At 68.2% G+C, this 25585-nt stretch carries 22 protein-coding genes; 9 read left to right on the forward strand and 13 right to left on the reverse strand.

What is annotated here, in order from left to right; all coding sequences use genetic code 11:
* Window positions 1–2: 2 nt before the first annotated feature.
* The 10 genes from OG379_RS05465 to OG379_RS05510 all read right to left on the reverse strand — a co-directional run bounded on the left by OG379_RS05465 (window position 3) and on the right by OG379_RS05510 (window position 11913).
* Entirely contained in the window at window positions 3–869 is an 867-nt protein-coding gene (locus OG379_RS05465; protein WP_405659908.1) for a phosphoribosyltransferase, read from the reverse strand.
* Window positions 866–1225, reverse strand: coding sequence for a cupin domain-containing protein (locus tag OG379_RS05470; protein WP_405659910.1), 360 nt, complete (start codon window positions 1223–1225; stop codon window positions 866–868). Before OG379_RS05470 ends, OG379_RS05465 begins: the two co-directional genes overlap by 4 nt.
* Window positions 1222–2481: an aspartate aminotransferase family protein gene (locus tag OG379_RS05475; RefSeq protein WP_399234288.1), complete on the reverse strand. Its 1260-nt coding sequence runs from the start codon at window positions 2479–2481 to the stop codon at window positions 1222–1224. The genes OG379_RS05470 and OG379_RS05475 overlap by 4 nt, the downstream gene beginning before the upstream one ends.
* The gene (gene hisD, locus OG379_RS05480; protein ID WP_405659911.1) at window positions 2478–3782 is read right to left on the reverse strand and encodes a histidinol dehydrogenase; all 1305 of its coding nucleotides are present in this window, start codon (window positions 3780–3782) and stop codon (window positions 2478–2480) included. The genes OG379_RS05475 and hisD (OG379_RS05480) overlap by 4 nt, the downstream gene beginning before the upstream one ends.
* Window positions 3779–5452, reverse strand: a complete 1674-nt coding sequence (locus tag OG379_RS05485; RefSeq protein WP_405659913.1) for a thiamine pyrophosphate-binding protein — start codon at window positions 5450–5452, stop codon at window positions 3779–3781. The genes hisD (OG379_RS05480) and OG379_RS05485 overlap by 4 nt, the downstream gene beginning before the upstream one ends.
* Window positions 5449–6540, reverse strand: coding sequence for a pyridoxal phosphate-dependent aminotransferase (locus tag OG379_RS05490; RefSeq protein ID WP_405659915.1), 1092 nt, complete (start codon window positions 6538–6540; stop codon window positions 5449–5451). Before OG379_RS05490 ends, OG379_RS05485 begins: the two co-directional genes overlap by 4 nt.
* Window positions 6533–7834, reverse strand: a complete 1302-nt coding sequence (locus tag OG379_RS05495; protein ID WP_405659917.1) for an acetyl-CoA carboxylase biotin carboxylase subunit family protein — start codon at window positions 7832–7834, stop codon at window positions 6533–6535. The genes OG379_RS05490 and OG379_RS05495 overlap by 8 nt, the downstream gene beginning before the upstream one ends.
* Entirely contained in the window at window positions 7831–9168 is a 1338-nt protein-coding gene (gene hisD / locus OG379_RS05500) for a histidinol dehydrogenase (protein WP_405659919.1), read from the reverse strand. The genes OG379_RS05495 and hisD (OG379_RS05500) overlap by 4 nt, the downstream gene beginning before the upstream one ends.
* Window positions 9169–9749: 581 nt before the next feature.
* Window positions 9750–10583: an HAD family hydrolase gene (locus OG379_RS05505; RefSeq protein WP_405668419.1), complete on the reverse strand. Its 834-nt coding sequence runs from the start codon at window positions 10581–10583 to the stop codon at window positions 9750–9752.
* Window positions 10584–10743: 160 nt separating this feature from the next.
* Window positions 10744–11913: a sulfotransferase family protein gene (locus OG379_RS05510; protein ID WP_405659920.1), complete on the reverse strand. Its 1170-nt coding sequence runs from the start codon at window positions 11911–11913 to the stop codon at window positions 10744–10746.
* Window positions 11914–12391: 478 nt separating this feature from the next.
* On the opposite strand from OG379_RS05510, the gene OG379_RS05515 reads away from it, so the two are divergent.
* Together OG379_RS05515 and OG379_RS05520 are read left to right on the forward strand one after the other, a co-directional pair.
* Window positions 12392–13003 (forward strand): TetR/AcrR family transcriptional regulator, encoded by a 612-nt coding sequence (locus tag OG379_RS05515; protein ID WP_405659922.1) that lies wholly within the window; start codon window positions 12392–12394, stop codon window positions 13001–13003.
* Window positions 13004–13208: 205 nt separating this feature from the next.
* Window positions 13209–14708 carry a DUF4246 domain-containing protein gene (locus tag OG379_RS05520; RefSeq protein ID WP_405659924.1) on the forward strand — a complete coding sequence of 500 codons (1500 nt, stop codon included), beginning with the start codon at window positions 13209–13211 and terminating at the stop codon, window positions 14706–14708.
* 120 nt (window positions 14709–14828) lie between these two features.
* Here OG379_RS05520 and OG379_RS05525 read toward each other — a convergent pair whose 3' ends face one another.
* Both OG379_RS05525 and OG379_RS05530 read right to left on the reverse strand, forming a co-directional pair.
* Window positions 14829–15434 (reverse strand): class I SAM-dependent methyltransferase, encoded by a 606-nt coding sequence (locus OG379_RS05525; protein ID WP_405659925.1) that lies wholly within the window; start codon window positions 15432–15434, stop codon window positions 14829–14831.
* A 67-nt stretch (window positions 15435–15501) separates the two neighbouring features.
* Window positions 15502–16095, reverse strand: coding sequence for a PadR family transcriptional regulator (locus tag OG379_RS05530; protein WP_405659928.1), 594 nt, complete (start codon window positions 16093–16095; stop codon window positions 15502–15504).
* A 110-nt stretch (window positions 16096–16205) separates the two neighbouring features.
* Here OG379_RS05530 and OG379_RS05535 point away from each other — a divergent pair, with 110 nt between their 5' ends.
* Genes OG379_RS05535 through OG379_RS05545 form a run of 3 tightly spaced genes read left to right on the forward strand, consistent with a single transcriptional unit; the run spans window position 16206 to window position 19728 of the window.
* Window positions 16206–17339 carry a Rieske 2Fe-2S domain-containing protein gene (locus OG379_RS05535; protein ID WP_405659931.1) on the forward strand — a complete coding sequence of 378 codons (1134 nt, stop codon included), beginning with the start codon at window positions 16206–16208 and terminating at the stop codon, window positions 17337–17339.
* 1 nt (window position 17340) lies between these two features.
* The gene (locus tag OG379_RS05540; RefSeq protein WP_405659933.1) at window positions 17341–18345 is read left to right on the forward strand and encodes a PDR/VanB family oxidoreductase; all 1005 of its coding nucleotides are present in this window, start codon (window positions 17341–17343) and stop codon (window positions 18343–18345) included.
* 48 nt (window positions 18346–18393) lie between these two features.
* A complete protein-coding gene (locus OG379_RS05545) occupies window positions 18394–19728 on the forward strand; it encodes an MFS transporter (RefSeq protein WP_405659934.1) in 1335 nt (444 codons plus the stop codon).
* 467 nt (window positions 19729–20195) lie between these two features.
* Here the strand turns inward: OG379_RS05545 and OG379_RS05550 are convergent, their stop codons facing one another.
* On the reverse strand, window positions 20196–20462 hold the full coding sequence (locus tag OG379_RS05550; protein WP_393756855.1) for a hypothetical protein: 267 nt from the start codon (window positions 20460–20462) through the stop codon (window positions 20196–20198).
* Between the two features lie 547 nt (window positions 20463–21009).
* Between OG379_RS05550 and OG379_RS05555 the strand changes: the two genes are divergently transcribed.
* The 4 genes from OG379_RS05555 (at window position 21010) to OG379_RS05570 (ending at window position 25379) form a co-directional block, all read left to right on the forward strand.
* Window positions 21010–21594, forward strand: a complete 585-nt coding sequence (locus tag OG379_RS05555; RefSeq protein ID WP_405659935.1) for a hypothetical protein — start codon at window positions 21010–21012, stop codon at window positions 21592–21594.
* 754 nt (window positions 21595–22348) lie between these two features.
* Window positions 22349–23797 (forward strand): protein kinase domain-containing protein, encoded by a 1449-nt coding sequence (locus OG379_RS05560; protein ID WP_405659936.1) that lies wholly within the window; start codon window positions 22349–22351, stop codon window positions 23795–23797.
* A gap of 121 nt (window positions 23798–23918) precedes the next feature.
* Window positions 23919–24359 (forward strand): hypothetical protein, encoded by a 441-nt coding sequence (locus OG379_RS05565; RefSeq protein ID WP_405659937.1) that lies wholly within the window; start codon window positions 23919–23921, stop codon window positions 24357–24359.
* 387 nt (window positions 24360–24746) lie between these two features.
* On the forward strand, window positions 24747–25379 hold the full coding sequence (locus OG379_RS05570; protein ID WP_405659938.1) for an HAD family hydrolase: 633 nt from the start codon (window positions 24747–24749) through the stop codon (window positions 25377–25379).
* Window positions 25380–25585: the final 206 nt, after the last annotated feature.

Raw genomic sequence — 25585 nt, forward strand, 5'->3', positions numbered from 1 at the left:
GGTCAGATCTGGTCGAGCAGGCGGAGGTCGTCCAGCAGGTCCCGGGTCCGTGTCCAGTGGGACCGGGCCTCCTCCGCCCTGGTGCCGTGCAGGAAGGAGAGCCAGTCACCGCCGGAGGAGTAGGACGTGGAGGTGCCGTCGGCGAAGCGGACCGCGGTGTCCACCAGGAAGTCGCGGACACAGAACAGATCCGTGGCGTACGACATCGGGTAGGTCTCCCCGGGGAGCAGGGTGCCGAAGTCGATGGTCCAGCCGTCCGACTCGCGGCGCCGACGGGTGAACTCGTTGCAGACGAGCGTGACCACCGAACCACTCGTCACACCTGCCGCCTCGGCGACAGCGGTCAGAGTGCCGCCGGTCTGCACACAGTCGTCGACGACGAGCACGCGCGTGCTGCCGCTCGGGACCACGACCTCCAGGGGGGTGCCGTCCCTGCTCAGTACGCTGTGCTCGGAGAAGAACGCGTCCCCGGAGTCGGAGAGGATCTTGGCCGCGGGTACGTCGAGGCGTCCGGCGAGCCGGCGGCCCTGTTCCTCGAGCTGGTCGGCGAAACGCCTTCCCCCGGAGCCGATGACGATCGCCACGTCGTGTGCGGGCAGCGTGGGGGTCCGGGCCAGGAACTCGGCCAGTGCGTGGTCCCAGCTGATGAGTTCGACGGCTATGTGGTCCAGGTCGATGAGCCCGGCCACGTTCAGCACGCAGCGGCGGACCGCTCCCACGGCCTCGGCCACCGCCTCCTCGCCGAGCTCCCGCGCACGCGGGAGGGTGGGGATCAGCCCGGTCAGATCGTCGAGAAGGTAGACGTGGCGCAGCGGCGAGAGGCCCTCCCCGGCGGGGGCGGCCGCCTGCTGTTCGGTCACCGCGCTCATGCCTGCCCCGCTTCCGTCTCGGCCGGCGGGGCGGCTTCCTTCTCGTCCTCGGGGCGGAACGCGGGCGAATTCACGGCGAGCATGTGCACGACCGCCTCACTGCGGTTGATGCTTCCGTGCGGCACGTGCCGGGGAACCGGGATGACGTCGCCGCGGGTGACGGGGAACTTGTCGTCGCCCAGATGCATCTCGAGCTCACCGCTGAGGATGTAGAGGATCTCCTCACCGTCGTCGTGCACCACCGGGGTGCGCACCGCTCCGGGCAGGATCTCCAGGAAGTCCATGGAGACCGTGCCGAGGTCGGCCAGGTTGCGCATCCACATGGTCTCGGTCAGCCAGACCTGCTTCTCACTCATGCGGTGGCACCCCGCAGGGCGAGGGCGGCGTCCAGCGCCTTCGGGTAGGCGTCGGTCGTCCACTCCAGCGCCTCCTGGTCGTGGGCGGCACTCACGAACCACTGCGACAGCCAGCTGGCACGGGGATTGGGCCGCAGATCGCCCTTGAAGATGTTCACGCCGCGCGCCTGGAGCTCCTGCACGAGGTGCCCGTAGAGCACGGTGTCCGTGGCCAGGGCCTGTGCGTGCGTGCGGACGGGCGAGTCGGTGAAGAAGAACTGGAAGACAGAGGTGTCTCCCTGACATACGGCGGGCACACCACGGCGTTCAAGCTCGGCAGCCATGAACTGCTGGAGCTGCGTGCCGTGTTCGGCGATCCGCTCGTACACCGGCTCGGTCTCGAGGACGTCGAGGACCGCGTGGGCGGCGGCGACAGAGACGGAGTTGGCGTCGTACGTGGCCGCCTGGTAAGCGGTGCCGGAGGCGAGCGGCGCCATCGCCTCGGCCGTTCCGGCGCAGATCCCGATGGGGAATCCGGCGCTGACCGCCTTGCTGTAGGTGACGAGGTCCGCGGTGACGCCGAAGCGTTCCTGGGCGCCACCCGGCGCGAGCCGGAATCCGGTGATGCACTCGTCGAAGATCAGCAGAGCACCGGTACCCGTGGCCTGCTCCCGCAGGAAGGCGAGGAAGCCCTCGTCCGCCGGGACCGGCCCCGCGTGGCAGAGCATGGGTTCGCAGAGCACGGCCGCGAGCCGGTCACCGTGGCGTGCGATGACGTCCCGGACCGCTTCACGGTCGTTCCACTCGACGACGATCATCCGCTCGCCGGCGTCGTCCGGCAGACCTCGGTCGTACTCCAGGTCGGGGACGAACCGTGAGATCTCCTCGGAGAACCACCCGTGGTAGTGCCCCTCGAACTTCAGGACGAGTTGACGTCCGGTGGCCGCGCGGGCCGCACGCAGCGCGCAGTGGACCGCTTCGCTCCCGCTGTTGACGAGACGTATCGCGTCCTTGTTCGCGAGCCCGGTGATGCGCTCGGCCAGGCGGTACGCCTCGTGGGTGCGGTTGTCGCCCACGTTCACGGAGCGGCCCACCTGCTGCCGGACCGCGTCGACAACACGTGGATGACAGTGTCCGAGCATCTGGGAACAGTTCCCCAGGAGGTAGTCGGTCAGCTTGCCGGTCGCCGTGGTTAGCCAGGGACCGGAGGCGGAGGTGACGTAGGTGTCGCTTTCGCTGAAGCGGTTGGAGAGCAGATCCATGGGGCGGCCCTTCACTTGTCGGACGGTGCTGCGGCGGCGGGCACGCGCAGGCGCTGGGAGTGCGCGTGCCGGGGGAACCCCTCGTACGCCGCCAGTGGGTCGATCAGCCGGGCGAGACGCTCCTGGGCGGGAGCGCCGATGCGGGAGATCACCACGGTGCGACGGAAGGTCTCCGCGGTGACGGCTGAATGGGAACGTGCGGACCGCCCCGTCGGCAGGCACCCGGGGGCGCCCGTCATGTAGGCGGCGGAGATGCCGGTCGGCTGGCCGACCTGGATCGCGGAGAACGCCGTGATGGCCGGCAGGAGTTCCTCGGCCCGCTCGGCGGAGACCGCCAGCTGGATCTGCTCGCCGCCGAGGGTGTTGGCGGTGCGCACGGCGGCTGCCTGGTCCCGGCACAGCACGGTCGTGCCGCACCGTCGCCAGATGGTGGCGGCCTCCTCGTCGGCCGCCATCTCCGCCGCGAACGCCTCGGCGACGGACGCCTGCCACGTGATGAGGACGAGGCGCGGGGCGTGCCCGTGCTCGGACTCGGTCAGCAGATCGGCCGCCAGAAGTGCGGGATCAGCCGTGTCGTCGGCAAGGACGGTGCAGTCGGTAGGCCCGAACTGCGGTCCGACACCGATGCCCTGGAGCCCAGCCAGTTGCTGTGCCGCCACCACGTGCGGGCCGCCGGGCCCGACGATGAGCTCCGCTGCGGGCAGCGTGGGTGCGCCGAGTGCGATCGCGGCGAGGGTGGTGGGCCCGTTCGCGGCTATCAGGTGCTCGATGCCGGCGCTCCGGGCGATCCAGCACGCGGCCGGGTCGGGCAGCCCGTCGTCCTCCGGCGGCAGCACTGCGGTGATGTGGGCCACCCCCGCAACTTTCGCCGCCACTGCGAGGCCCGCGAGTGTGGAGGGATAGCGCTCCTGTCCGCCCGGAACGTACAGGCAGGTACTGCTGACGGGGCGGCGTTCCAGGCGTGTGGTGATCCCGTCGCCCACGGACACCTGGGCGGCCGGCGCCAGGAACGCCTCGTTGACCTGGCGGTGGGCCTCCATGCTGGCCTGCAGACTGGCGGCAAGTTCGGGCGAGACCTGCGCGGCACGGCTGTTCACGACGTCGTCGGCGATGACGAGCGGTTCCCGGACGGTGACACCGTCGAAGCGTTCGGTCGCGTCCACGACGGCGGTGGCGCCTCGTTCGCGTACGTCGTCGTACAGCTTCTGCAGGTCTTGGCGCACTGCCTCGGAGGCGAGTTCGGCGGCGGCGCCGAGTTCGGCGAGGCGCTGGTGGAAATCGGGGTCGGTGTCCGTGAGGACGTCGAAAGCGGTCATGGCTGGTAGGCCTCCGGAACGGGACACGGGTCGATGAGGACGTCGAGAACGCTGGGCCCCCCGGTGGCCCTGGCGGCGCGGAGCGCGGTGTCGAGTTCGTCGGCGGTGCGGACCGTCTCGGCGTGGGCGCCCAGCGACCGGGCGAGGAGCACATGGTCCGTGGGCGGCAGGTCGGCGGCGACGACCGGGTGGCCTTCCCGTTCGAACCAGGCGCGCTGGGTGCCGAGCGTGCCGTTGTTGAAGATGACCCAGGTGACGTCGGCCCGCTCCGCGACGGCCGTCGAGATCTCCAGGGCTCCCATCATGAAACCGCCGTCGCCGCACACGCAGATCACGTGTTCGTCGGGGTGCTCGTCCGCCCGGGCCATCCACGCGCCGGTCGCTCCGGCAACGGCGTGGCCCATGGTGCCGAGGCCGCCGTTGATGATGAACCGGTTGTCCCCGCGGGTGCGCAGGTGCCGCTCGCCCCAGTAGGCGTTCTGGCCGATGTCGGCGACCACGGTGGTGCGATGGTCGAGATGGCGGTTGAGGGTCTCGCAGACGGTGACCGGATGCAGGGCGGTGCTGCGGCTCGCCTCGACCTGATCGGGAAGACGGCGTCGCATGTCGGTGGCCCAGGCCAGACCGCCGGCGGCGGGGCCCGGGGGAAGCGCGGCGAGACGGCGTACGACATCCGCCGCGTCGCCCAGGATCCCCTGGCCGAATTCGGCATTGGCTTCGAGCTCGCGCCGGTCGTTGTTGATCCGTACGACGCGGTCCCCGCGAAGTGTGTCGGGCCAGCCCGCGGTACTGAGGTAGGTGAAGGCGACACCGAGGGCGACGACCAGGTCCGCCTCGTGGTGGAAGGCCTCGTTGGCCGCGCGGGTGCCGAACACGCCGACGGGGCCCAGGACACGCGGGTCGGTCTCGTCGAGGACCGACTTGGCGAGGAAGGTGCCGGCCACGGCCATGTCCCGGGAGCGGGCCAGCGCCAGGGCGTCGTCCAGGGCTCCGCTGCGGGCGACGCCGTTGCCGATCAGCAACAGGGGGCGCCTGGCCTGTCGCACCGCCGCGTCCAGAGCCCGGAGTTCGTCCTCGGTGGCGCGCACGGCCGCGGCGGCCGGGAAGGTCTCGGCAGCCGGGGACGGCTCGATCCGTTCGGGAACGAGGTCGAGCAGCAGGTCGCTGGGAATGTCGACGTGGACGGGGCCGGGACGTCCTTCGGTCGCCAGTCGCAGAGCCGCGCTCAGGTCCGGGATCAGTTGCTCGACGGAGGTGGGCTGGAAGCTTCCCTTGGTGGTGGACGCGAACATCGCGCGGATGTCGGGGGTCCGGCCGATGCCCGTCCCCTCCTGGATGCCGTACCTGCCGAACTCGTGGGTCGCCGCCTGAGCGGTGAGGGCGAGCACGGGGACGCTGTCCATGTAGGAGGCCGCGAGGCCCGTCAGCAGGTTGATGGCACCGGGGCCGGATGTCGCCAGACAGCAGCCGATACCGCCGAGTCGTGCGTGCATGTCCGCCATGAAGGCGGCGCCTTGCTCATGCCGGGTCAGCACGACGGGGATGCCGTGTTCGTTCGCCATCTCGTGGAACAAGGGGAGGATGCGCTGGCCGGGGATCCCGAACGCGCGGCGGATACCTGCCTGCGCGAGGACGGAGGCCACGGCGGCCGCGCCTGTCTGCTTGGTCACAGCACCCCCGCGGGGGTGGTGAGCCGGTCGTGCACGTCCGCGACCGCGGAGACGACCCGGGCCACCGTGTCAGGGCGGCACACACCGATGCGGACGTGCCGGTCGAATCCGAGGGAACGGCCGTCACGCACCTGGATCGCGTGCTCGGACACCAGCTGCTGCACGAAGGCTTCCCTCTGCGGGCCGACTTCGGCCAGTACGAAATTCGCCTGTGAAGGCAGACATCGGATGCCGTACCTGGCCAGGCCTTCGGACAGCAGGGTCCGGGAGACGATGGAGTCGTGGACGACGTGCCGAAGATGGTCCTGGTCCTGCAGCGCTGCCGTCGCCGCGGCGATCGCGACACGGTTGACGTTGTAGGGGAGGACCGTACGGAGCCCGGCCATGGCATCGATGATGCGCGGGCTGCCGATCGCGTATCCGCAGCGCAGCCCCGCGAGGCCGTAGGCCTTGGAGAAGGTGCGAAGCACCACGATGTTGTCGGTGTCCGTGATGTCCGTCAGGCCGGAGGTGAAGTCCTGCGGCACGGCGAATTCGGCGTAGGCCTCGTCGAGGACCAGCACGCCGTTCCCCTCGACGGTCGCCTGGTGGACTCGGCGTATCTCGTCGCTGTCCAGGGCGCGTCCGAGCGGGTTGTGCGGGTTGCACACGATCGTGATGTCCGCGGTTCGGGCCTGTTCGACGAGTTCGTCTACGTCGGGGCCGTTCTCGTCCAGGGGGACGAGCCGCGTGGTCAGTCCGGCGGTCTCGAAGGCGGCGGTGTAGCCGGCGAAAGTGCGCTCCGTGGTGACCCCGCGGCCGCCCGCGGCGCAGGTGGCCAGGACGGTGAGCAGAATGAGCTCGTCCGCGCCGTTGCCCACCAGGACCCAGTCGGCGGGTACCCCGTAATGAGAGGCGAGCGCACCGCGCAGAGGCTCGGTGTCGGAGTTCGGGTAGTGGTTGATCCGCTCGACCTCGGCGCGGGCCGCGGCCAGGGCCTTGGGCGAGGCCCCGAAGGGGCTCTCGCTCAGCGCCAGGCGCTCCACGCCGTGCGGATCGAGGGCGTGCGGGCCGGCTTTGAAGGGAACGAGGCTGGGGAATTTACGCACTGGGTATGTCCTCGTGAGAGGTGGAAGGGGGCTCGGCTGACTCCTGCCGGGTGACGACCGCGTCACTGAACCAGTCGCGCAGTTCCCGCAGGAGTACGTCGAGTTCGGCGCCCTCGGGGGCCACGATGACGGCGTCCGCCAGGCGGGCGGCGGTCCAGACCGTGGTGTCCGGGACCGCGTCGTCCGAGTTCACGAGATAGCGGAAGTCGGTGACTTCCGGTCGCTCTAGGACCTCGTCCTCGGTAGGGCGGGAGACGAGCTGCCCGGGAGCGGCCGTCAGGTAGGTCCAGGCGACGTCGTTCCCGATCGCCGGGCGCGGAGGCGTGACCGGCAGACCGGCGGCGATCTCGATGCCGGCCCGGTAGAGATCGAGTCCGAACTTACGCAGGACCGCCTCGCGGACCATGGCGCCGCCGAGCCGGGCCGCGCATTCGCCGAACACAAGGCGATCGGGCCCTTCCTGGTGGAACGCCTCCAGGTGGAACAGGCCGTCCCGCAGGCCCAGCACGGAAAGACTGCGCTCAGCCAGATCGTGGCCCAGCCGGTAGGCCCACTTCTCGCGCTCGGGGTCCAGGCACCAGCTCCACAGGAGCGAGCCCTGCCTGGTGTCGATCGGGTTCACCCCGTACCGCGACACCGCCAGGAATTCCAGCTCGCCGTCGCGCACGTAGCCGTCCAGATGCCATTCGCGGCCCGGGACGAAGGACTCCGCGATGAAGGTGCGACGCCCGAGCACGACAGGTGTCTCGTCGTGTGTGCGCGCTTCGGCCTGCGCCCGCTCGACGTCGGCGGCGTCCCGGGTCAGCACGGTGATCGAGGTGCCTGCGCCCGCGATGGGTTTGAGCACGGTCGGAAAGCCGAACTCCGCCACCTGGGAGGGGACCTCGGGACTGAGGATGTCCGGGATCTCTAGGTGGGCGGGGATGTCGAACCCCGCCGCGGTCAGATGGTCCTTCTGCAGCGCCTTGTCGCGGAAGCGGCACATCACGTCCGCATCGGGCCCTCGTACTCCGAGGTGCTCGGCCACGAGCCCCGCTGAGGCCAGGGCCCATTCCTCCTGCGTGTGGACCGCGATGCAGCCGGACAGATCGAGTCTGGCCACGGCCCTCAACACGTGCTCGACACTGGAAAGTTGTTCCACGAGCATCGACTGGTCGGCTTCCGCGGGGTCCACCTGACCGCTGTCCCACTGCCCGGGCGGGTAGAGCACCACAGTGCGCAGACCGAGCTCACGGGCGATGCGGATGTAGGGGGTGCGCCATCCGAGAAGGAGGATGCTCGGCTTCGGAGTCATCGGAGCCCTTCCTGACGGATCGTCACGGACGCGGCATGCGCGGGAAATCCCTCGTGGGTGGCGAGCGCTGTCACGGTCGGCGCGATCCGGGCGAACGCGGCGCGATCCAGCCCCGCGACGGCGATGCGCTTCAGATAGGTCGCCGTGGTCACGCCGCTGGTGATACGCGCGAAGCCGTTGGTGGGCAGCGTGGCCGGAGTCCCGATCGCGAAGTTCGACGCGGCGAAGGTGGTCCACTGCCCCAGCAGGACGGTGCCGGCGTGGCGTACGAGCGGCAGCAGCGACTCGGGGTCCGCCACGGCCAGTTGGAGGTGCTCGGGCGCGTAGTCGTTACCGATGTCCATGGCCTCGGACAACGAGCGCACCAGGACGATGCCTCCGTTGTCGTAGATGGAGCTGTGGGCGTAGCGGCGGCGCTGTTCGGGCAGCATGGCCGCCTGCCGTACCACCTCCTCGGCGGTCCGTGACAGCACGGACGCGTCCGTGCCCACGAGTACGGCGGACGAGTCCATGCCGTGCTCGGCCTCGTTCAGCAGGTCGGCGGCGAGGAGTTCGGGACGTGCCTGGTCGTCACAGACGATCAGGGAGTCGCTGGGGCCGTAGCCGACCTCGACCAGGCATCCGCTGCGCTGGACTTCACGCTGCGCCAGGGCCACCGCGGGGCTGCCGGGGCCGACGATCTTGTCCACGCGCGGGACGGTTTCGGTGCCATGGGCGAGCGCGGCGATCCCGGCCGGCCCGTTGACGCGGTAGACCTCGTCGATTCCGAGCTCCTGCGCGGCGACGAGGACCGCCGGGTCCACCTCGCCCGCGGTGCCCGCGACGGGCGGCACCGCGACGGCGATGCGCGGCACGCCGGCCACGACGGCGGGCGTGGCGATCTGCACCAGGACCGAGGGGAAGGAGCCCTTTCCGCAGGGGACGAAGAGTCCCACGCTGTCGAGCGGCCGTGCCGTGACCCCGAGCAGCGTGCCGTCCGCCCGCTCCTGCCAGGAAGCGTGCTCCAGCTCCCTTTCGCTGAAGGCCCTGACCTGGGCGATGGCCACGCGGATGGCGTCCGTCGTCGCCGGGTCGAGCGAGGCCCGTGCCTCCGCGAACTCCTCTGCGCTCACCCGGATGTGCTGTTGCGTCAGGTCGATGCGGTCGAACTGCTTCAGCGCCTGCAGCAGGGCGGCGTCCCCCTGCGTACGGACGTCCTCGATCAGCTGCTGGATGCCGGCCAGCAAGGCATCACCGGCGTGGTCGTCGGCCGGGCGAGCAGGTCTGAACAGGCGCGCCCGCGCCTCGGGCGAGGCCGTGGCCCAATCGAGCACGGGAGGTGGAGAGTCAGTCATCAAAGCCCCTTGGTGCGAACTAATGTCCTGAAAACGCGGATCAGCACAACAATCACGGAGATATCCGCCGTGCGTGTCGACAGATGAGTTCAGGCGCCACGAATCCCCCTGGTCATGGGCAGGCGCTGCCGGGGCCGCGTTCTCAACGCGTCAGAGACCCCCGGACCGACAGCGTCGGACACTGACGACACATGCACTCACCGCCTCGTGGGGCCGCGCTGTTTGCGTGGGTGGCACGCGGATCAGTGAGTGATCATCAGCCGCTTCGTGTTGCACAAGTGTTTATCAACGGTGAAGCACTGTCAACGACCTATCAGGTTGCGGCCGGGCCGAACTGCATCACATGGCAGCTTTTATCCCAGTTGACCTGCACGTTTGTCACGCACACATCATGCTAGAGGTGTCCACCCACTGAACAACGGGCGCGATGCGCGCCGTCCGTGACTTTGAACAGTTGAACAGGAAAACTTGTGAATCCACGGTTTTGCGAGTGACGTTCACCGCCACGGCGGTGCACGGCCAGGTGCGGCAGCGTCTCGCCGCGGCGACTCCCACGGTGCGGCGCTGCCGCTTTTCCTGCCTCAGCCGGCGAAGCCCGCGAACAACTGTTCGAGCACGACAGCGATCCCGTCCGCGTCGTTCGAGGCGGTGACCTCGTCCGCCACTGCCTTCAGCCCGGTGTGCGCGTTCTCCATCGCCACCCCGCGCGCCGCCCACTCGAACATCGGGATGTCGTTCGGCATGTCCCCGAAGGCGATCACGCCCGCGGCCGGCACTCCGAGCTCGCGTGCTGCCAGGGAAAGCCCCGTCGCCTTGGTGAGACCCGGCGGCAGCAGCTCCACCACACCCGCGCCGGCCATCATCACCCCGACCACATCACCCGCCGTCCGCCGCGCCACATCGGCGAGCCGGTCGTCGTCGAACTCCGGATGCTGGATGTAGATCTTGTTCAACGGCGCCGCCCACAGATCCGACGGCTCCACCATGGCCACGTACGGCAGTGGGTGCGCCGTCTCCTCACCTTCGCCGGGCCTGCGGAAATCAGGTGTGGCGATGACCTCGCCCTCGAGCCCGTCCCTGCTCACGGCCATGGCCAGGGGGCCGGTCACGGCCTCGATCCTCGACAGAGCCGACGCGGCCGTCCGCCTGTCGAGCGTGACGGATGTGATCAGCCGCTGCTCCCCCGCGTGGAAGACCTGAGCGCCCTGCCCGCACACCGCTATGCCCCGGTAGTCCAGGTAGTCGAGGATCGGCCGGGTCCACGGCACGGACCGTCCTGTCACCACGATGTGCGCCGCGCCCGCCGCCGCCACACCGGCGAGCGCGGCGCGTGTACGATCCGACACCGTGTCGTCGGAACGCAGCAGCGTCCCGTCCAGATCGGTCGCGACCAGTTGGTACGGGAATCCGGCCACGCCCGACCCGGAGGCGCTCCGCAGGAGCCCGGCTCCGGGGTCCCGCGGTCGCCGGGACACTGAAGCGCCGCCTTCCGTACGCCCTCGCAGCACGGTCACCGCTCCTCGATCCGAGCCGCACCCGACGCGAGACGACGGGACTCCGGCGGGGCCGTGCTGTTCACCGGAAGCTCCCGACCGGGTCCTCGGCCGCCAGGTCACGCAGTTCACGCGCGACCCTCGCTTCGTCCGCGCAGAACCTGTCCAGCGAGTACCGGTGAACGCCGTACTTGTGCTGACTGAACTCCCCGACATAGGCCGTGAGGCGCTGCTCGATGTCGGCGGTGACGTCCAGTTTCAGGAATTCGAAGATCGTGCAGGCAGTGGCCACCGGGTCGGCTGAGAGCGTGGTGTAGCTGATGTCCAGGGCTCTGCCGTCGAGCGGGTTCGCCTGCCGGAAGGCTTGCTGTGCGCGAATCAGCTGCTCTATCAGCGAGGCAAGTTGCGCACCGTACGTGTGGACCGGCTGGTTCTCGTAGGACAGCTTGCGCACGCTCTCCAGCAGACTGCAGAGCGAACCGAGCACCTCGGCGGGGTCACGGTGGAGGTAGATGAACCGTGCGTCGCCGTACACCTTGTTGATCTCGTTCAGATACAGCGCGTGATAGGGGTCCTTGAGGACGAAATTCCCCCCGGGACGCCGCCATTGGATGTGCTGGAGCTGTGACCGGTGAGACAGGAACGCGCGTTCCATGTCGGCGGAGGCAAGCCATTCGCCGTACTCCGGCACGTCGAAGCAGAACAGGAAGAGGAAGCTGCGCAGCTCGTTCATGAGGAGCCAGCTGCACTCCTCCGGCCCTTCGGGGGACTGCGCGTGGATGGAACGGAAGCTCGGGGTCTTCTCGTGCTGCACTTCCAGCCCTGCCCGGCACTTCGCGATGAGGTCTTCCCGCCCCTCGCCCCGGGGGGTGGCCGGAGACTGGAGTTCCCAGAACAGGGGGGCGCGCAGGGCGGGGTGCACGGCCAACAAGTTGTGGAGCAGCGTGGTCCCGCTCCGGGGCAATCCAAGAATGAAGACCGGTTCGTGGATGGCCGTCCGTGCGATATCCGGGTGTGACCGGGCGTTCTCGGCGAGGTGCAGACGGTTCTCCAGAGCGCCCAGGGGCATGCCGAGCGCGCACGTCCTGCCGTAGGGGCCCAGGTCACCGGCGGTCCTGCGCAGCGATTCGAGGAGGATTTCGAGGCTTTCCTCGAATCCGGGCTCACCGAAGTCGGAGAGTCCGGTGTTCTTGACCGCCTCCTCCATGAGCCGGTCCTTCGTCAGCTGCCGCAGGATGTCTTCTTCACCCATGTCCCGTCCCTCTCACCAGTTGCATTGCGTCGTGGTCTCGCGCCTGCAGGTCGATGAACACCGGTTTCCGAGCCGAAGACGACAGCACACCGCCTCTGGCTTGCCCCCGTAAGCCCTCACCCCGCCTCGACGGGGCACATCGGCCCGGTCGAAGTTGCGTCAGCGTTCATCAGTCGGCAGTTGGGTGTCAAGGGGAGTCCGCCCGCCGGCGGGCGTAGCACAGCGGTCCCCCTCCGTCGCACCATGGGCTTGAACTGCACTTTCGTGTCACCCGAACGCACTTGATCACCAGTTCGGCCGCAGACCCGGGAGCCTCTGCAGCAGGAGTCCGAGGGCGACTGAATCTTTGAACGCCTGTGCAGTAGAGTGCATGACCGAAGAGCTTGATGTCGGGTAGGGGGCCGATAGCCTGTGAGGGCGTCGATGCCTGCGTCATACGTCTGGTGACCAGGATCGTTGCTGTCGAGAGGAACCACCTGTGGCACGTCGGGTTCGTTCGGAAGAGCGCAAGAAGCAGCTGGTCAAGGCGGCCGAGGAGTGCATCGCGGAGCTCGGGCTCTCCGCTCTCACCATCCGGGAGATCGCGTCCAGGGCAGGAATGTCACCCGGCTCGGTGCTCTACCACTATCCGGAGACGGACGACCTGGTGTACGACGTGCACCGGGCACTGGTCAACCGGTATGTGGATCACCGCATGCAGGCCATGTCGAGGGTGGTCGACCCCTCGCGGCGACTGGTCAGGGCATTCGAGTCGGGACTTCCCTCGGGCCCTGAGGACCAGATCTGCGGCATGCTGTACGAGCTGCACGGTCTCGCCACACGGAGCAAGCAGCACGCCGCTCTGATGACGTCGCTCTGGGATCGGGAGATCATGCTCTACGAGAGCATCATCGACAGCGGGCTGGCAGCCAAGCAGTTCCGCGCGGAGATGTCCGCACGCGCTCTCGCGGAAGCGTTGCTGGCCATGGAGGACGGCCTTGGTCTGCACATCGTCAGCGACAACGCTTCCGTTTCCGTGAACGATGCGCTGAACATGCTTGTCACCACCGCCTCGGTCTGGCTGAAGGCCGACCTCTCGAAGCATCTCTGACCGGAACGCACCCGGTCGGAGATCACGCAGGGCGATTGGAGCGGCTCGGTCTCCCACGGCGCTTCGCTGAGCCGTCCGGGCTCCGGACCGTGCGGGTTGTGCTCCCGGACCGGCGATGACGGAGACCACGGCTGCGGTGTCGGTCTGCTGAAGTATCCTTCCCGCCACCGCACACCGACCCGTAGGACCAAGAGAATCGACTGGCATGTCTGCCTTCCCGCTGCCCTTTCATGCTTCCCGTTCCATATCGTTCGCGACGCCTCGTACGCTGCGGGAACTCCAGATGATGCGGTGCAGCTCGCACATCCGGGCGAAGCCGGGGTGGTTCGACAAGATGAACGATGCCGAAATCGTCGCCAGGTGGACGCAAGAAGCCGTCGCCCAAGGGCTCACCGAAGCGCAGGTTCGTTACGTGCTTGACGAACTCGTGCATTACGCGGCACTGCGGGACGGACGGACCGGCATCGAAGTGTCGGCCGTCGACGGCGTCTGGCAGTCGGACACATTGGTCGACGACAAGCTCAGGTCCCGGCTGCGCGAGGCGGTTCGCGTTCTGGAAGAGGTCCCCGAAGCAGAAAAGGACTGGCATCCCGGATCCGACGGTCAGGTGATGGATCTGGTTCATCCCTCGCTGTTCTGTCTGGTGAGGGAGGTGAGCGGGGCGCCCGAGCGGGCTTGGCAGAACCCCACGGACCGCTACTCGAAATACGAGTTCTCGGAGAAATTCCAGTGGCTTCCCACGGACGTCGATGTCAGTTCCGACGGCAATGTGGTCTTCCGTTCGTACGTCAACAACGTCCACCCCGAAGCGCATCACGAACTGGCATCCGTCCTGCCGGACTTGTTCGCGCGCTTGCGTCCTCTGTTCGAGAACGTGCTCACCGACCTGCGCCATCCGCGGCCCCTGCGGATCGAGGCTGATCCTTTCGCATGGTACGACTCGGAGCCGGAGTACCCGGACGAGTCCTCCTACGGTGATGACGGGGCCTACGCAGAAGCCCTTCGTGCATGGGAGGAGGCCCAGGACGACTGGTGGGAGAACCGCCGCCCGGTCATCCCGGACGCGCCGTCCTTCACGCCGCCCGTGTTGCCCGACGGATCCGCCCGAGTCGACCTGCGCGGTCGCGGTCTCCAGGTCATCGTCAAGCTCGCCACCATTCACCTCACCCCGGAAAAGCCTGAGTACACCGGCGGTTCGTGGCATGTCGAGGGAATGCTGAACGAGCGGATCGTGTCGACCGGCATCTACTACTGGGACAGCGAGAACATCACCGAAAGCCGGCTGAGCTTCCGGTCGGCGCTCGACGACCCGCGCTACGAACAGAACGACGACAACGGTCTGCGGGAGGTCTACGGCCTGGAGGACGAAGACGCACTGAATCAGACGCTGGGGTCGGCCACCACCCCAGCGGGCCGCTGCCTGGCTTTCCCGAACATGCTGCAACACCGCGTCGGCTCGTTCCGCCTCACGGATCCCAGCCGCCCGGGACATCGCAAGATTCTCGCGTTCTTCCTGGTCGACCCGTCGGAAAACATCGTCTCGACCTCTGATGTGCCACCGCAACAACCGTGGTCAGGCACCTCGACCATGACTCTTGAACAAGCCAGGAGCTACCGCGAACAGCTCATGCAGGAACGCAAGTTCTTCGTCGACGAGCACAACGAGCAGCTCTACGAACGAGAATTCTCCCTCTGCGAGCACTGAGCCTCTTTCCTCCGGAATGGGCGTACCACTGAGCACGGTGCCTGCCAGAGAATTGCCCACGGTGCCCAGTGGTCGCCGACCCGCCTGATGGACACGGCAGTCAAGACGTCCAGTACGCCCTCATCGACGGTGGACGCTGACGGCGTAACCGCCGTCGTCGTAAGGGTCGGCATCCCAGGTGGCGAACCGGTCGACGAGGGTGAGCCCGGCCGCTGCGCAGCAGTCGTCGTAGTCCGACAGCGTAAGGCTGGGCGGCACCGGCAGGTGGGCTTCGTCGAGGCCGAAGCCGGCGACCAGCAGGCCGCCCGGACGCAGTGCCGCGGCCAGGTGCTCGACCACCGTGGACTCGGTGCCGGGGGCAAGCAAAGGGAAGATATTGCCCGCAGCGACGACAAGGTCGAAGTCTCCGGCGATGCCGAGCCGGGCCGGCTCGAACTCCGCCAGGTCGCTCCGGAACCAGGGCAGTCCCGGCGCCTCCTTCCGCGCCACTGCCAGCATCGACGCGTCCAGATCCACCCCGACACAGTCGTACCCGAGTTCCGCGAGCCGGATCATGACGCGTCCGGTTCCGCAACCGGCGTCCAGCACCCTCGCTCCGACAGGCACGAGAGCTGCACAGAACTGCGCCTCGCCGTGCACGTTCTTTCCACTACGGGCCAGGGTGGCGAAACGTGCGGCGTAGTCCTCCCCGGACGCTTTCCCGGTCAAATCCGTCCAGCGGCTCATAAGGCCAACTATAGGGCGACCATGCGACTGCGCGAAGAGTCGGCTGGGCGCACAGCGCTGATGGAAGTCATTCCGGTCGGAGGTCGTGCAGTTCGTCGACGAGGGCGAATCCGTCCGCTATCCAGGCCAGCTCGGTTCGGGCGCGGGCGATGAGCCCGTCGTAGGCGTACACCTTGTAGCGCACCGCGAGCTCGGCCTCCCGCTCGGCCAGCTTGGACAGGCGGGCGGCCAGGGTGGGGTGAGTGCGGTCGACGAGCGCGGCCCGGGTGCCTTCGAGCATGCTCAATTGCTCCTCCCAGTACACCTGTTGCTGCGTGAGCTGCTCACGCACCGACGCGGGGTCGGCGAAGTCGAAGTAGGCCGCCTTCAGGAACGCCGGGTCGCGCTGCCGCTGAGGCGTCAACGGGGAGCTCATCCACGCCCGGAAGTCGGCGAGGCCGGCGGCGGTGACGTGGTACTCCTTCTTCGTCCCCTTCTTGCCCCAGGGCACCTCGACCGAGGTGAGCAGCCCGTCGCGCTCCATCCGGTTGAGCTCGGGATAGATCTGCGAGTCCGGGGCGTGCCAGACATGGGCCACCGAGCGACTGAAGCTCTTCGAGATGTCGTACCCAGTCATCGGGCGACCGGTGAGCAGCGCGGTCAGCGCGTACCGCAGGGACAAGGCACTACCTCCCCTTCCGGACTGATCAAGGTACACACCCTTGCCACTCACTATATCCATAGCTAGTTTGTGACCCGCGCAACACATACCTCTCTCCATAGGGAGTTCCTATGTCCCTCTCCGTCTCTCCCCCGCCGGACACCGCACCACCGACCACCGCAGCGGCGAAGATCTTCAACTACCCCCGCAACGCCTGGTACGTCGCTGCCTGGGACTACGAGGTCACCGCCCGGCAGCCGCTGGCCCGCACGGTCGCGGGCGTACCGCTGGCGTTGTGGCGCAACTCGGAGGGCCGCGCGGTGGCCCTCGCGGACGCCTGCTGGCATCGGCTCGCTCCGCTGTCGAAGGGCAGGATCCTCGGCGACGAGCTGCAGTGTCCGTACCACGGTCTGCGGTACAACTCGACCGGCCGCTGCACAGGGATGCCCGCGCAGGAGACGATCAACCCCAGCGCGGTGGTCCCCTCGTACCCCCTCGTCGAACGCTACCGGTACCTCTGGGTCTGGGTCGGCGATCCGGACCTGGCCGATCCGACCACCGTGCCCGACATGCATCAGATGGATGATCCGGCGTGGGCCGGCGACGGCAGGACGATCCACGCCGAATGCAACTACCAGCTCGTCCTCGACAACCTCATGGACCTCACCCACGAGGAGTTCGTGCACTCCTCGAGCATCGGCCAGGAGGAGTTGTCGGAGGCCGAGTTCGACGTGACACACGAGGGCGACACGGTGACCGTCGCCCGATGGATGCGCGACATCGACGCCCCTCCGTTCTGGTTGAAGAACATGCGCGACAAGTACCCGGGCTTCTCCGGCAAGGTCGACCGCTGGCAGATCATCAAGTTCGAGGCACCGGCCACGATCCGCATAGACGTCGGTGTGGCGAAGGCCGGCACGGGTGCGCCCGAGGGCGATCGCAGCCAGGGCGTCAACGGATACGTGATGAACACGATCACTCCCGAGACCGATCGCACCTCCCACTACTTCTGGGCGTTCATGCGCGACTACTGCCTGGACAGCCAGACCATCACCACCCAGCTGCGCCAGGCGGTGCACGGGGTCTTCGGCGAGGACGAAGACATGCTCTGCGCCCAGCAGCGCGCCATCGACGCCAACCCGGACCACGAGTTCTACAGCCTCAACATCGATGCCGGCGGGATGTGGGTACGCCGGATACTCGAGCGCATGATCGCGGCCGAGGGGCGTCCCTCCTCCGTGCCCGCCGCCGGTCAGGGGGCCTGAAGTGGCGGTGCAGACCCGGCTTCGTTGGCAGCGGGCCCGGGTCGTCGAGGTGTCCGACGCCGCTGTCGGCGTCCGCCGCATCGTCCTGGCCCCCGAGCAGCCCGAGCACGCCGCGCCAGGCACGCACATCGACGTGGAGATCGGGGGCGGCGCCCGCCGGGTGCGTTCCTACTCTGTAGTGCGCTCCGAGGACGGCGGCCGCCGGCTGACCCTCAGCGTGCAGCTCTCCCCCACCTCGTCCGGTGGCTCGGCGGCGATGCACCGGCTGGAGGCCGGGGACGAGCTGACCGTCACCGGTCCGCTGCAGAACTTCCCCCTCGCGGTCGGGGCCACCCGCTACGTACTCGTCGCCGGTGGCATCGGCGTCACCGCGTTGGTGGCGATGGCCTCCGCCCTACGGCGACGCGGTGCCGACTACACGCTGGTGTTCGCCGGTCGCAGCCGCGTCGTGATGGCGTACCTCGACGAACTGGTCGCGGAGCACGGCGAGAGAGTCCGTGTCCACGTCGTCGACGAGGGCACTCCGCTGGCGGTGGACGACCTCGTCGCCGAGATCCCCCGGACGCCCGCCGCGGCGAGCACCGAGCTCTACATGTGCGGCCCGATCGGGCTCATGAACGCCGTCTCGCAGAGCTGGGCCGTACACGACCTGCCGGCAACCAACCTGCGCTTCGAGACCTTCGGTTCCAGCGGCCGGCACCCGGCCGAGGAGTTCGTGGTGCGTCTTCCTCAGCTCGACCGGGAGATCACCGTCGCAGCCGACACGTCGATCCTCGATGCCCTCGAGGCGGCCGGTGTCGGGACGCTCTCGGACTGCCGCAAAGGCGAGTGCGGGCTGTGTCTGGCGAAGGTGGTCGACTCCACCGGCACCATCGACCACCGCGACGTCTTCCTGAGCGGGCCGCAGAAGGAGCGTTCGGGCCGCCTGTGCCTCTGCGTCTCCCGAGCAGTGGCAGCCGACAGCGGCTCGGACGACCCCGCCGTCCTCACCCTCCACCTCACCTGACCCGGTGCAGCACCGCGTACGCCCGGATCCCTCACCACCTGGACACCCATGAGCATCGCTGCACGCATATCGCAGACACCGATGAGCGGCTACCAATGGCTGATCGTCGCGCTCTGCACCTTCATGAACTGCCTGGACGGCTTCGATGTCATGGCGGTCGCCTTCACGGGGCCGTCGGTCACCGAGGAGTTCGCGCTCAGCGGCTCGCAGTTCGGGCTGCTGGTCTCGGTCGGCCTCATCGGGATGGCGATCGGCTCGATGCTGCTCGCGCCCTTCGCCGATGTCATCGGCCGGCGGCCCCTGATCCTGATCAGCCTCACCCTCTGCACGATCGGCATGTTCGGCGCGGCTATGGCGCCGTCGGCGACGGTGATGGGCATTTTCCGTCTCGTCACCGGCCTCGGGGTCGGCGGAATCCTGGCGAGCACCAACGTGATCGCCAGCGAGTTCTCCAACGCCAGGAACCGTGGTCTCGCCATCGGTATCTACACCGCCGGCTACGGGCTCGGTGCCACCGCGGCGAGCCTGGTGGCGAAGGCCGCCCTGGGCGGCGACTGGCGGATCGTCTTCCACGCCGGTGGCGTGGGGACCCTGCTGGCCCTGATAGTGATCGCCGTCGTCCTCCCCGAGTCGGTCGCATTTCTCGAGCAGCGCCGTCCGAGCGGTGCGCTGGAACGGATCAACCGGACGCTGGCCCGGATGCGGATGGAGGCCGTCACCGACACCGACCTCGACCGGGCGGCCGCCACCCGGGCGGACACCGGGCGGGCCGGCTCGGGCTGGCTCAAGCAACTGATGACCCCGACCATCCTGCTCTGGCTCACCTTCATCACGATCATGTTCGGCTTCTACTTCGTCAACAGCTGGACCCCCACGCTCCTGGTCGAGGAGGGCCTCTCGGAGAGCGCGGCGGTGACCGCCGGAATGGCGATCTCGATCGGCGGCACGGTCGGCTCGGTCCTCTACGGCGTCGCCGCCCGGGTGCGTACGCCGAGGGTGGTGCTGATCGGGTTCTCCCTGCTCTCGGCCGCGATGATGATCGTCTTCATCCTGAGCACCTCGACCCTGTGGCTCGGTTTCGGCATCGGTGTCGTCGTCGGCGCCCTGATCAACGGCTGCATCGCCGGTGCGTACACCGTCGGTCCGCCGCTCTACCCGGCCAACGTCCGCAGCGTCGGCATGGGCTGGGCGCTCGGGATGGGACGTATCGGCGCCATCCTGTCCCCGACCATCGCCGGCATGCTCAAGGACACGGGAGCCTCCGCGACGCAGCTCTACGTCGGCGCCGCCATCGTGGTCGCCGCCTGCGCACTCGTCCTGGTAGGCCTGCGCCGGTACGACCCGGAGTCCCGCCCCGAAGCGAAGGAGGCACTCGCCGTCTGACCGCTGCCCGGCCTCCTCGCGACCCGGGCCGGCCGGTCTTCGGCCGGCCTGGGGTCGGGACTTCGCATTTCACAGGCCGTTGTTCTCCCGGACGGACCTGATCCGGCGGGACAGGGCGGTCTATGCATCGAAGGCGCCCTGTCCGCGCTCGGACCGAAGCGGAAACATCGAGGCGTGCGCGGCGCCGTGACCGAAGGGCGTACGGGCGAGGTTGCGTCCGGCGGCCGGCGGCACTGATCGTCCGTCCTGGGACGGCTGGCGGCCTGCGCCTCGGTACAGCTGGCCGCGCTCGGTTCGCGAGAGCTGAATGGTCCGGGCGAGCGAGGGAGCTGGTCACCGACCGGGGCCACACCCAGCGACATGACGTGGCCAGAGTCTTCGCGTACTTCGGCCGGTTGCTGTCCCGCACCATATCGGTACGGCACAGCAACCGGCCGATGAGTACCGGTGCCGGCTCGGTTCAGGCGCTAGGCCAGCAGAGCGCCGAGGACCATGCCGCCGATCAGGCCGACAGCGCTGACCACGATGGCGGGCACGGCGAGTCGCTCGTGCCGGACGGTCTTGGCGATGATGGCAAGTATCAGGCCCACCACGCCGAAGACGATCGGCAGGAAGAGGAGTGAGATCACGCCCAGCACCATCGCGATGATGCTCAGCACATTGCCGCCGGCGGTGCGCTGCGGTGCACCGTGGGGCTGCTGCCCGGTCGGTCGGTTGCCATACTGCGTCGTCATGTGCCTCTCCTTCGAGCGATCGTCGTGCGACCCGACCCCGAATGGACCGGCTCACTCTACGGTTGCCCCCAATTACCCGGGAAACACAGGAACTTGAGACGGCGGTACCACGCAAGGCCGGGCATCCCGTGCGGCGGTCGAGGTGCCGGCGGCTGTGCATCGGCTCGACTGCGGTGGCTTCGGCTTGAGGACATTGCTGGCAGGCGACGTCGTGTGCCGCGTCATCACTTCCTCAACTCCGGTACAGGAGGCGCTCAGAGCGACTGGTGCCCGAGGAAACGGCCGGTCTCTTCCCGGGCCGTTGAAACATCACGTAGATCTGGCCGCACGCGGCGTCGTGAGCGCGTTCGTTCGATCGGTCCTCGGCTGCATCGCGTGCCCCTGCGCAGGCTTCGGCAGGTGGACAGAAGCCCGAGTGGAGGAGATGGAGATCGTTGACCGCTTTTGGAAAGGTCGCGCCGGTCCGCCTCGGTGAGGTGGTCGTGGAGGACTTCAGCAAAGGGCCCGGCATCGCACGGAATCATCCCGCAGTTGGGACTGGGGACTCGTGACCGGGAACGAACAGGACTGGCATCGGATCTCGGACGGCCTGTCAGTCATGCACGCGCTTGAACGGGTTCTCGGCCGCAGGCATTCCGAGAAATCTCCCCGGTGGACAGACCTCGGCTTCCCCGTGATCGACCGGGGCAAGTACGCGATCTTCCCGCTCGCGGTGGCCCGTTTGCAGAAGGATGACGATTCCGGAGCGGCCGTCCGCCTGTCGGACATGAGGCGCAGCCTGCAGCGCAGCTGCGTCCACTTCTTCGGAGGCGATGACTTTCATGCGGAAATGGAGCTCGATACCGAGGACGGGTACGGCCGGAAGCTCGCTGACACCGGAGCCGTCGTCACCGGACCGCCCTGGGAGTGCCTGTGGTGCATCCAGCGCTTTGCCGTGGTGCTCGCGCACTCGGTCGATCAGCCACGCGCGTCGGAATCCCTGGCCCTCCACATCATCCCGATGGACTGGGTCCGGTACCGCCCGCTCAACCCGGGAACGAAACGTGAAGCATCACGCTACCGACGGATCGTCAGAGAACGGGACGCCGCTGATGTGGTCTGGTCGTGGCCGCTTTCGGTTCCGGACGAATGAGGAAGTCGGGAACGCGGCTTCCGGCTCTTCGCCCGATGCGGGGCGGGAGCGGGAGTAACGCCCCTCACCTGCGGAGGCGGATGGGTGCGCGGACTCACGCCGTCCGACCCGCTATCCGAAGAAGCTCAACCGCACCTGACGGCCCTTATTGTCGACGTTCGTATCCATCAAACTCCGTTAAAGCAATCGCCAAGGCACTCGATCCCACCCGCCACGTGGCACCTCATCGAGAAGGTGATGCGTTAAGCGGGATTGAAGATAGTTGCAGGTCAACGCAGGTAGGGGGCCTCGCCAAGCACCCCTTCGGGCATCTGGAGCGTTCACGAACAGTCACAGGCGCACTCCGGCCGCGCCATTGCGGCTGTCCGACAGTGCGCATCGGCCGACAGCTTCTCGACCCCAGCGGTGCCGTGCTCCGGCCCACTCGGCTCCCACGGCGCTCCGGTGAGCCGTCCGGGCTGCGGATCCTCCTGCATACGCTTCCGGACCGGCGATGGCAGGGACTCCGCCTGCCGTGTCGGTTGGCGACCGGAGGGCCATAACAGGGTCGGAACCGTACACCAGGCCGGTGGGGTGTGGCGCATGGGGCTTTTCCGAGTACCGAGCTGATCAGTCGATGGCTCCGGTGTCAGTCTGGAGCGCCTCTCCCGGCGAGAAGGTGGGGTACTCCACCTCTTGGCGGGTACCCGCGTCCCCAGGTGCGTCGGTCGCGGCTCGCCAAGGGCATCGGCCCTTCGATGCAGTGGGAGAGGGAATGAGGCTTCGCGACTTTGCTCAGGCCACAGCTTCCCGGTGCTCCGCCGAGGTGCTGGGGGGCCGGTACCGTCTGGACGAGCTCCTCGGCTCAGGCGGTGCTGCGGATGTCCACCGAGGTTTCGATCTGCGGTTGCGTCGCCCGGTCGCGGTCAAGATCTTCCGTCCCCACGCCGACATCGGCATGGAGGAGACCTGGCACAGCGAAGCGGTGATCCTGGCCCGGCTGCACCATCCTGGCCTTGTCACCGCCTACGACGCCGGGCAGCACGATGGACGCGCCTTCCTGGTCATGCAACTGATCCAAGGTGACACGCTGAAGGCCCGCATCGCTGAGGGACCGCTGCCACCCGAAGCGACTGCTGCAATCGGCGCGGACCTTGCTCATGGATTGGCTCACGCACACGAAACTGGAATCATCCATCGAGATGTCAAGCCGTCCAACGTTCTCCTGGATGCCAGGAACCGGCCCCACCTTGCCGACTTCGGCATCTCCCGGCTGCTGGACGCCACCTCCCACACCACGACCGGCACCCTCATCGGCACCGCGGCTTACCTCTCTCCCGAACAGGTCCTCGGCGAGCCTGTTGGCCGGCCCGCCGACATATACGCCCTCGGTCTGGTGCTCCTCGAATGCCTCACAGGCAGGCTCGAGTACGACGGTGGCCCCCTTGAAGCCGCGATCGCACGCCTGCACCGACGCCCCGTCCTGCCTCAATGGCTGCCGGAACAACTGAGCATTCTGCTGCGAGACATGACCGACCTGGACGAACAGAACCGTCCGACGGCCCGTCACTGCGCGGATGCCCTGACGGCGCTGGCCGACGAGGCACACCTCGCACCCGGGCCGTCGGCGCCCGCCACCAGTCTCATCGGCAGCCCAGGAACATCGCAGACGACCGAGCACACGCACACGAATCCGATGCCCCGTGAAAAACGGGCCGCTCCCCGAACCACGCCTGCGCGGGGTCGCACCCTCATGGCGGGCGCGACCATCGCACTCGCCGCCGTCACGGCAGCCACCCTCTCCATCACCGGCAGCTCCGCGCCACAAGGCAGTGACCGAAGCGCGACCAGGGCTACGGGCGCCGCCCCCGCAGGAGAGGCGGGTCCCTCGGGCAGCGCGGGGCGGAAGAAGTCCGACACCACACCCACGGCGGCGCCGCCCTCTGAGCCCACCGACTCCGCCGGCATGTCCCCTCGGCACACTGACGGACAAGCCTTCCGCCCTGATCCTCAAGGCCAGAAAAGGGAATCCGCCATCGGTGCAGGCGTGCACAGCTCATCAGGGAAGGCGGCGCAAGCCGCACCAGCCACATCTGCGGCGACGACGCAGGGCGGCACACCGACCGCCGCGCCCCACCGGCCGCCTGGCCAAGCGAAGAAAACAGGAGAGGTCACGAACAAAGCTCAGCAGGAGAAGGCCAACAAGAGGGCGCCGCAACACTGAAGGTGCGACGCCCTGAAGAGCCCGGGGCGCTGCCAGGCGTTGCAGCATCGTCGGCCGGTGTTGAGAACCTCGCCGGGGCCCTGGTGCGCGGGGTGGCGGCCGGGCAGGCTAGTTTGCTCGGATGAGTCTCCTTGATGATGTGGCCGAGCGCGACGGCTGGCGGTGCTGGGTGTGTGACGAAGCGGTCGACCCCGACGAGTCGGTGAACGACCCGCGGGGGCCCAGCGTCGACAGCCGGACTGCCGACCGGAAGGCCAAGGTCGCCGAGCGGCTCGCACACCGCGGATGTAACACCCGCAAGGGCGCTGTCAAAGTGGTCATCGCCTGGCCGGACCGCTTGTACGTGGTCGAGCCCGCGCCGCTGATCACCGTTGCCGGAAGGCTGGAGCGCAAGGGGGGCCGCGAGATGGTGGGCCGTTGTCCGACGAGGCAGGACGCCCAAGAAGCGGCGGACTGGCTGGTGGACCGGTTCTCCCGACTGGTACCGGGGCTGCCGGTGACCGCCGACATCGAGCCGGGCGGCGGCCAGTTCCTTGTCACCCTGGCCACCGGCCGCCGCTGACCAGGGATCACCAGCGCATACTCGCGTCGAGCTGCCCAATGGGCCATGGTCTCCCTCTGCCTGGTGACCGCTATCGGCATCGGCCCCAGATGGGCATCCGGACGTCGGTATCGCCCTCGCCATCAGTTCGCTGGCCCGGCAGAGCGACAATCTCCAGCTCTAGGTTCGGCAGCGGGCCCTGCTCTTCGTTCAGGGCCGCTGAGGCGCTCCTTCACCCGATGAGTCGTGGCCGCACCGAGCGTCACCGCCTTGCTGTTCGGCGCGTGGGGCGTCCTCGGCCTGGTGCTGAGGAGGCGTCTGCGCGGCGGTTCCCGGAACGGCCTCGTCGAAGAGGCCGCTGGCGTTCGGGCTCTTGATCACCGGCTTCTCGGGGTCGAAGATATTGGAATGACTGTCGAAGAGCTGCTCTGGGACATGGACGGCACACTGTTGGACACCAGCGTCGTGGTGCCCGCAGCGTTCGTGAAGACCGTGCAAGCACTGGGCGGACGGTCTGTCGACGCGGCCGAGGTCGTTGGCGCCTACTGGCGCGGAACACCCGAGGTCATCCTGGAGCATCTCGTCGGCCGTCAACTGGCACCGGACGAGATGGACCTCTACTACCAGGAACTGGAGAGCGCTGCACCCGCCCTATACCCCGGGGTGCGTGAGGTCTTCGACGCGTTGCGTACCCAGGGGCGGGTGTGCGCGGTGTTCACTGGGGCAAGTACCCGGGCGGCCTTGATGCTGCTGAAGTCCGCGGGTCTGGAGGTCGACCTCGTCATTGGCGGGGACCAGGTCCAGCGCTCCAAGCCGGCACCGGACGGCATCCTGCTCGCCGCAGACAAGCTCGGCACCGATGCGACACAGTTGGCGTACGTCGGCGACTCCCCACTGGACCTGCGAGCCGCCCGGGCAGCGGGCGGTCACAGTGCCGCAGCCGGATGGGGGCACATGTACGACGCGGCGGAGCCAGCGAACTCGATCCTGGCCCACCCGCAGGAGGCTCTGGACCTGCTGGCGAAGCGCGCAGCCAGCTGACGGACCCCATGCCGGCACCGGACGCGTCGGGGTGGCGACAGATCATCGACACTTGGCTCTCATGGGAGGCCATCTGACGCAGAGACTCGTGCCGGGCAGCTTGTGGGTGCTCGTGGAGCCGGTGCTTCCAGCCTTCCGGGTTCGCCGACGGGGCGGAGGCACTGCTCCAGTACACGTACTCACGGACCCGCAGGGCTTGCCGATGG

This window comes from Streptomyces sp. NBC_01166, assembly GCF_045039765.1.
Taxonomy (GTDB): Bacteria; Actinomycetota; Actinomycetes; order Streptomycetales; family Streptomycetaceae; genus Streptomyces.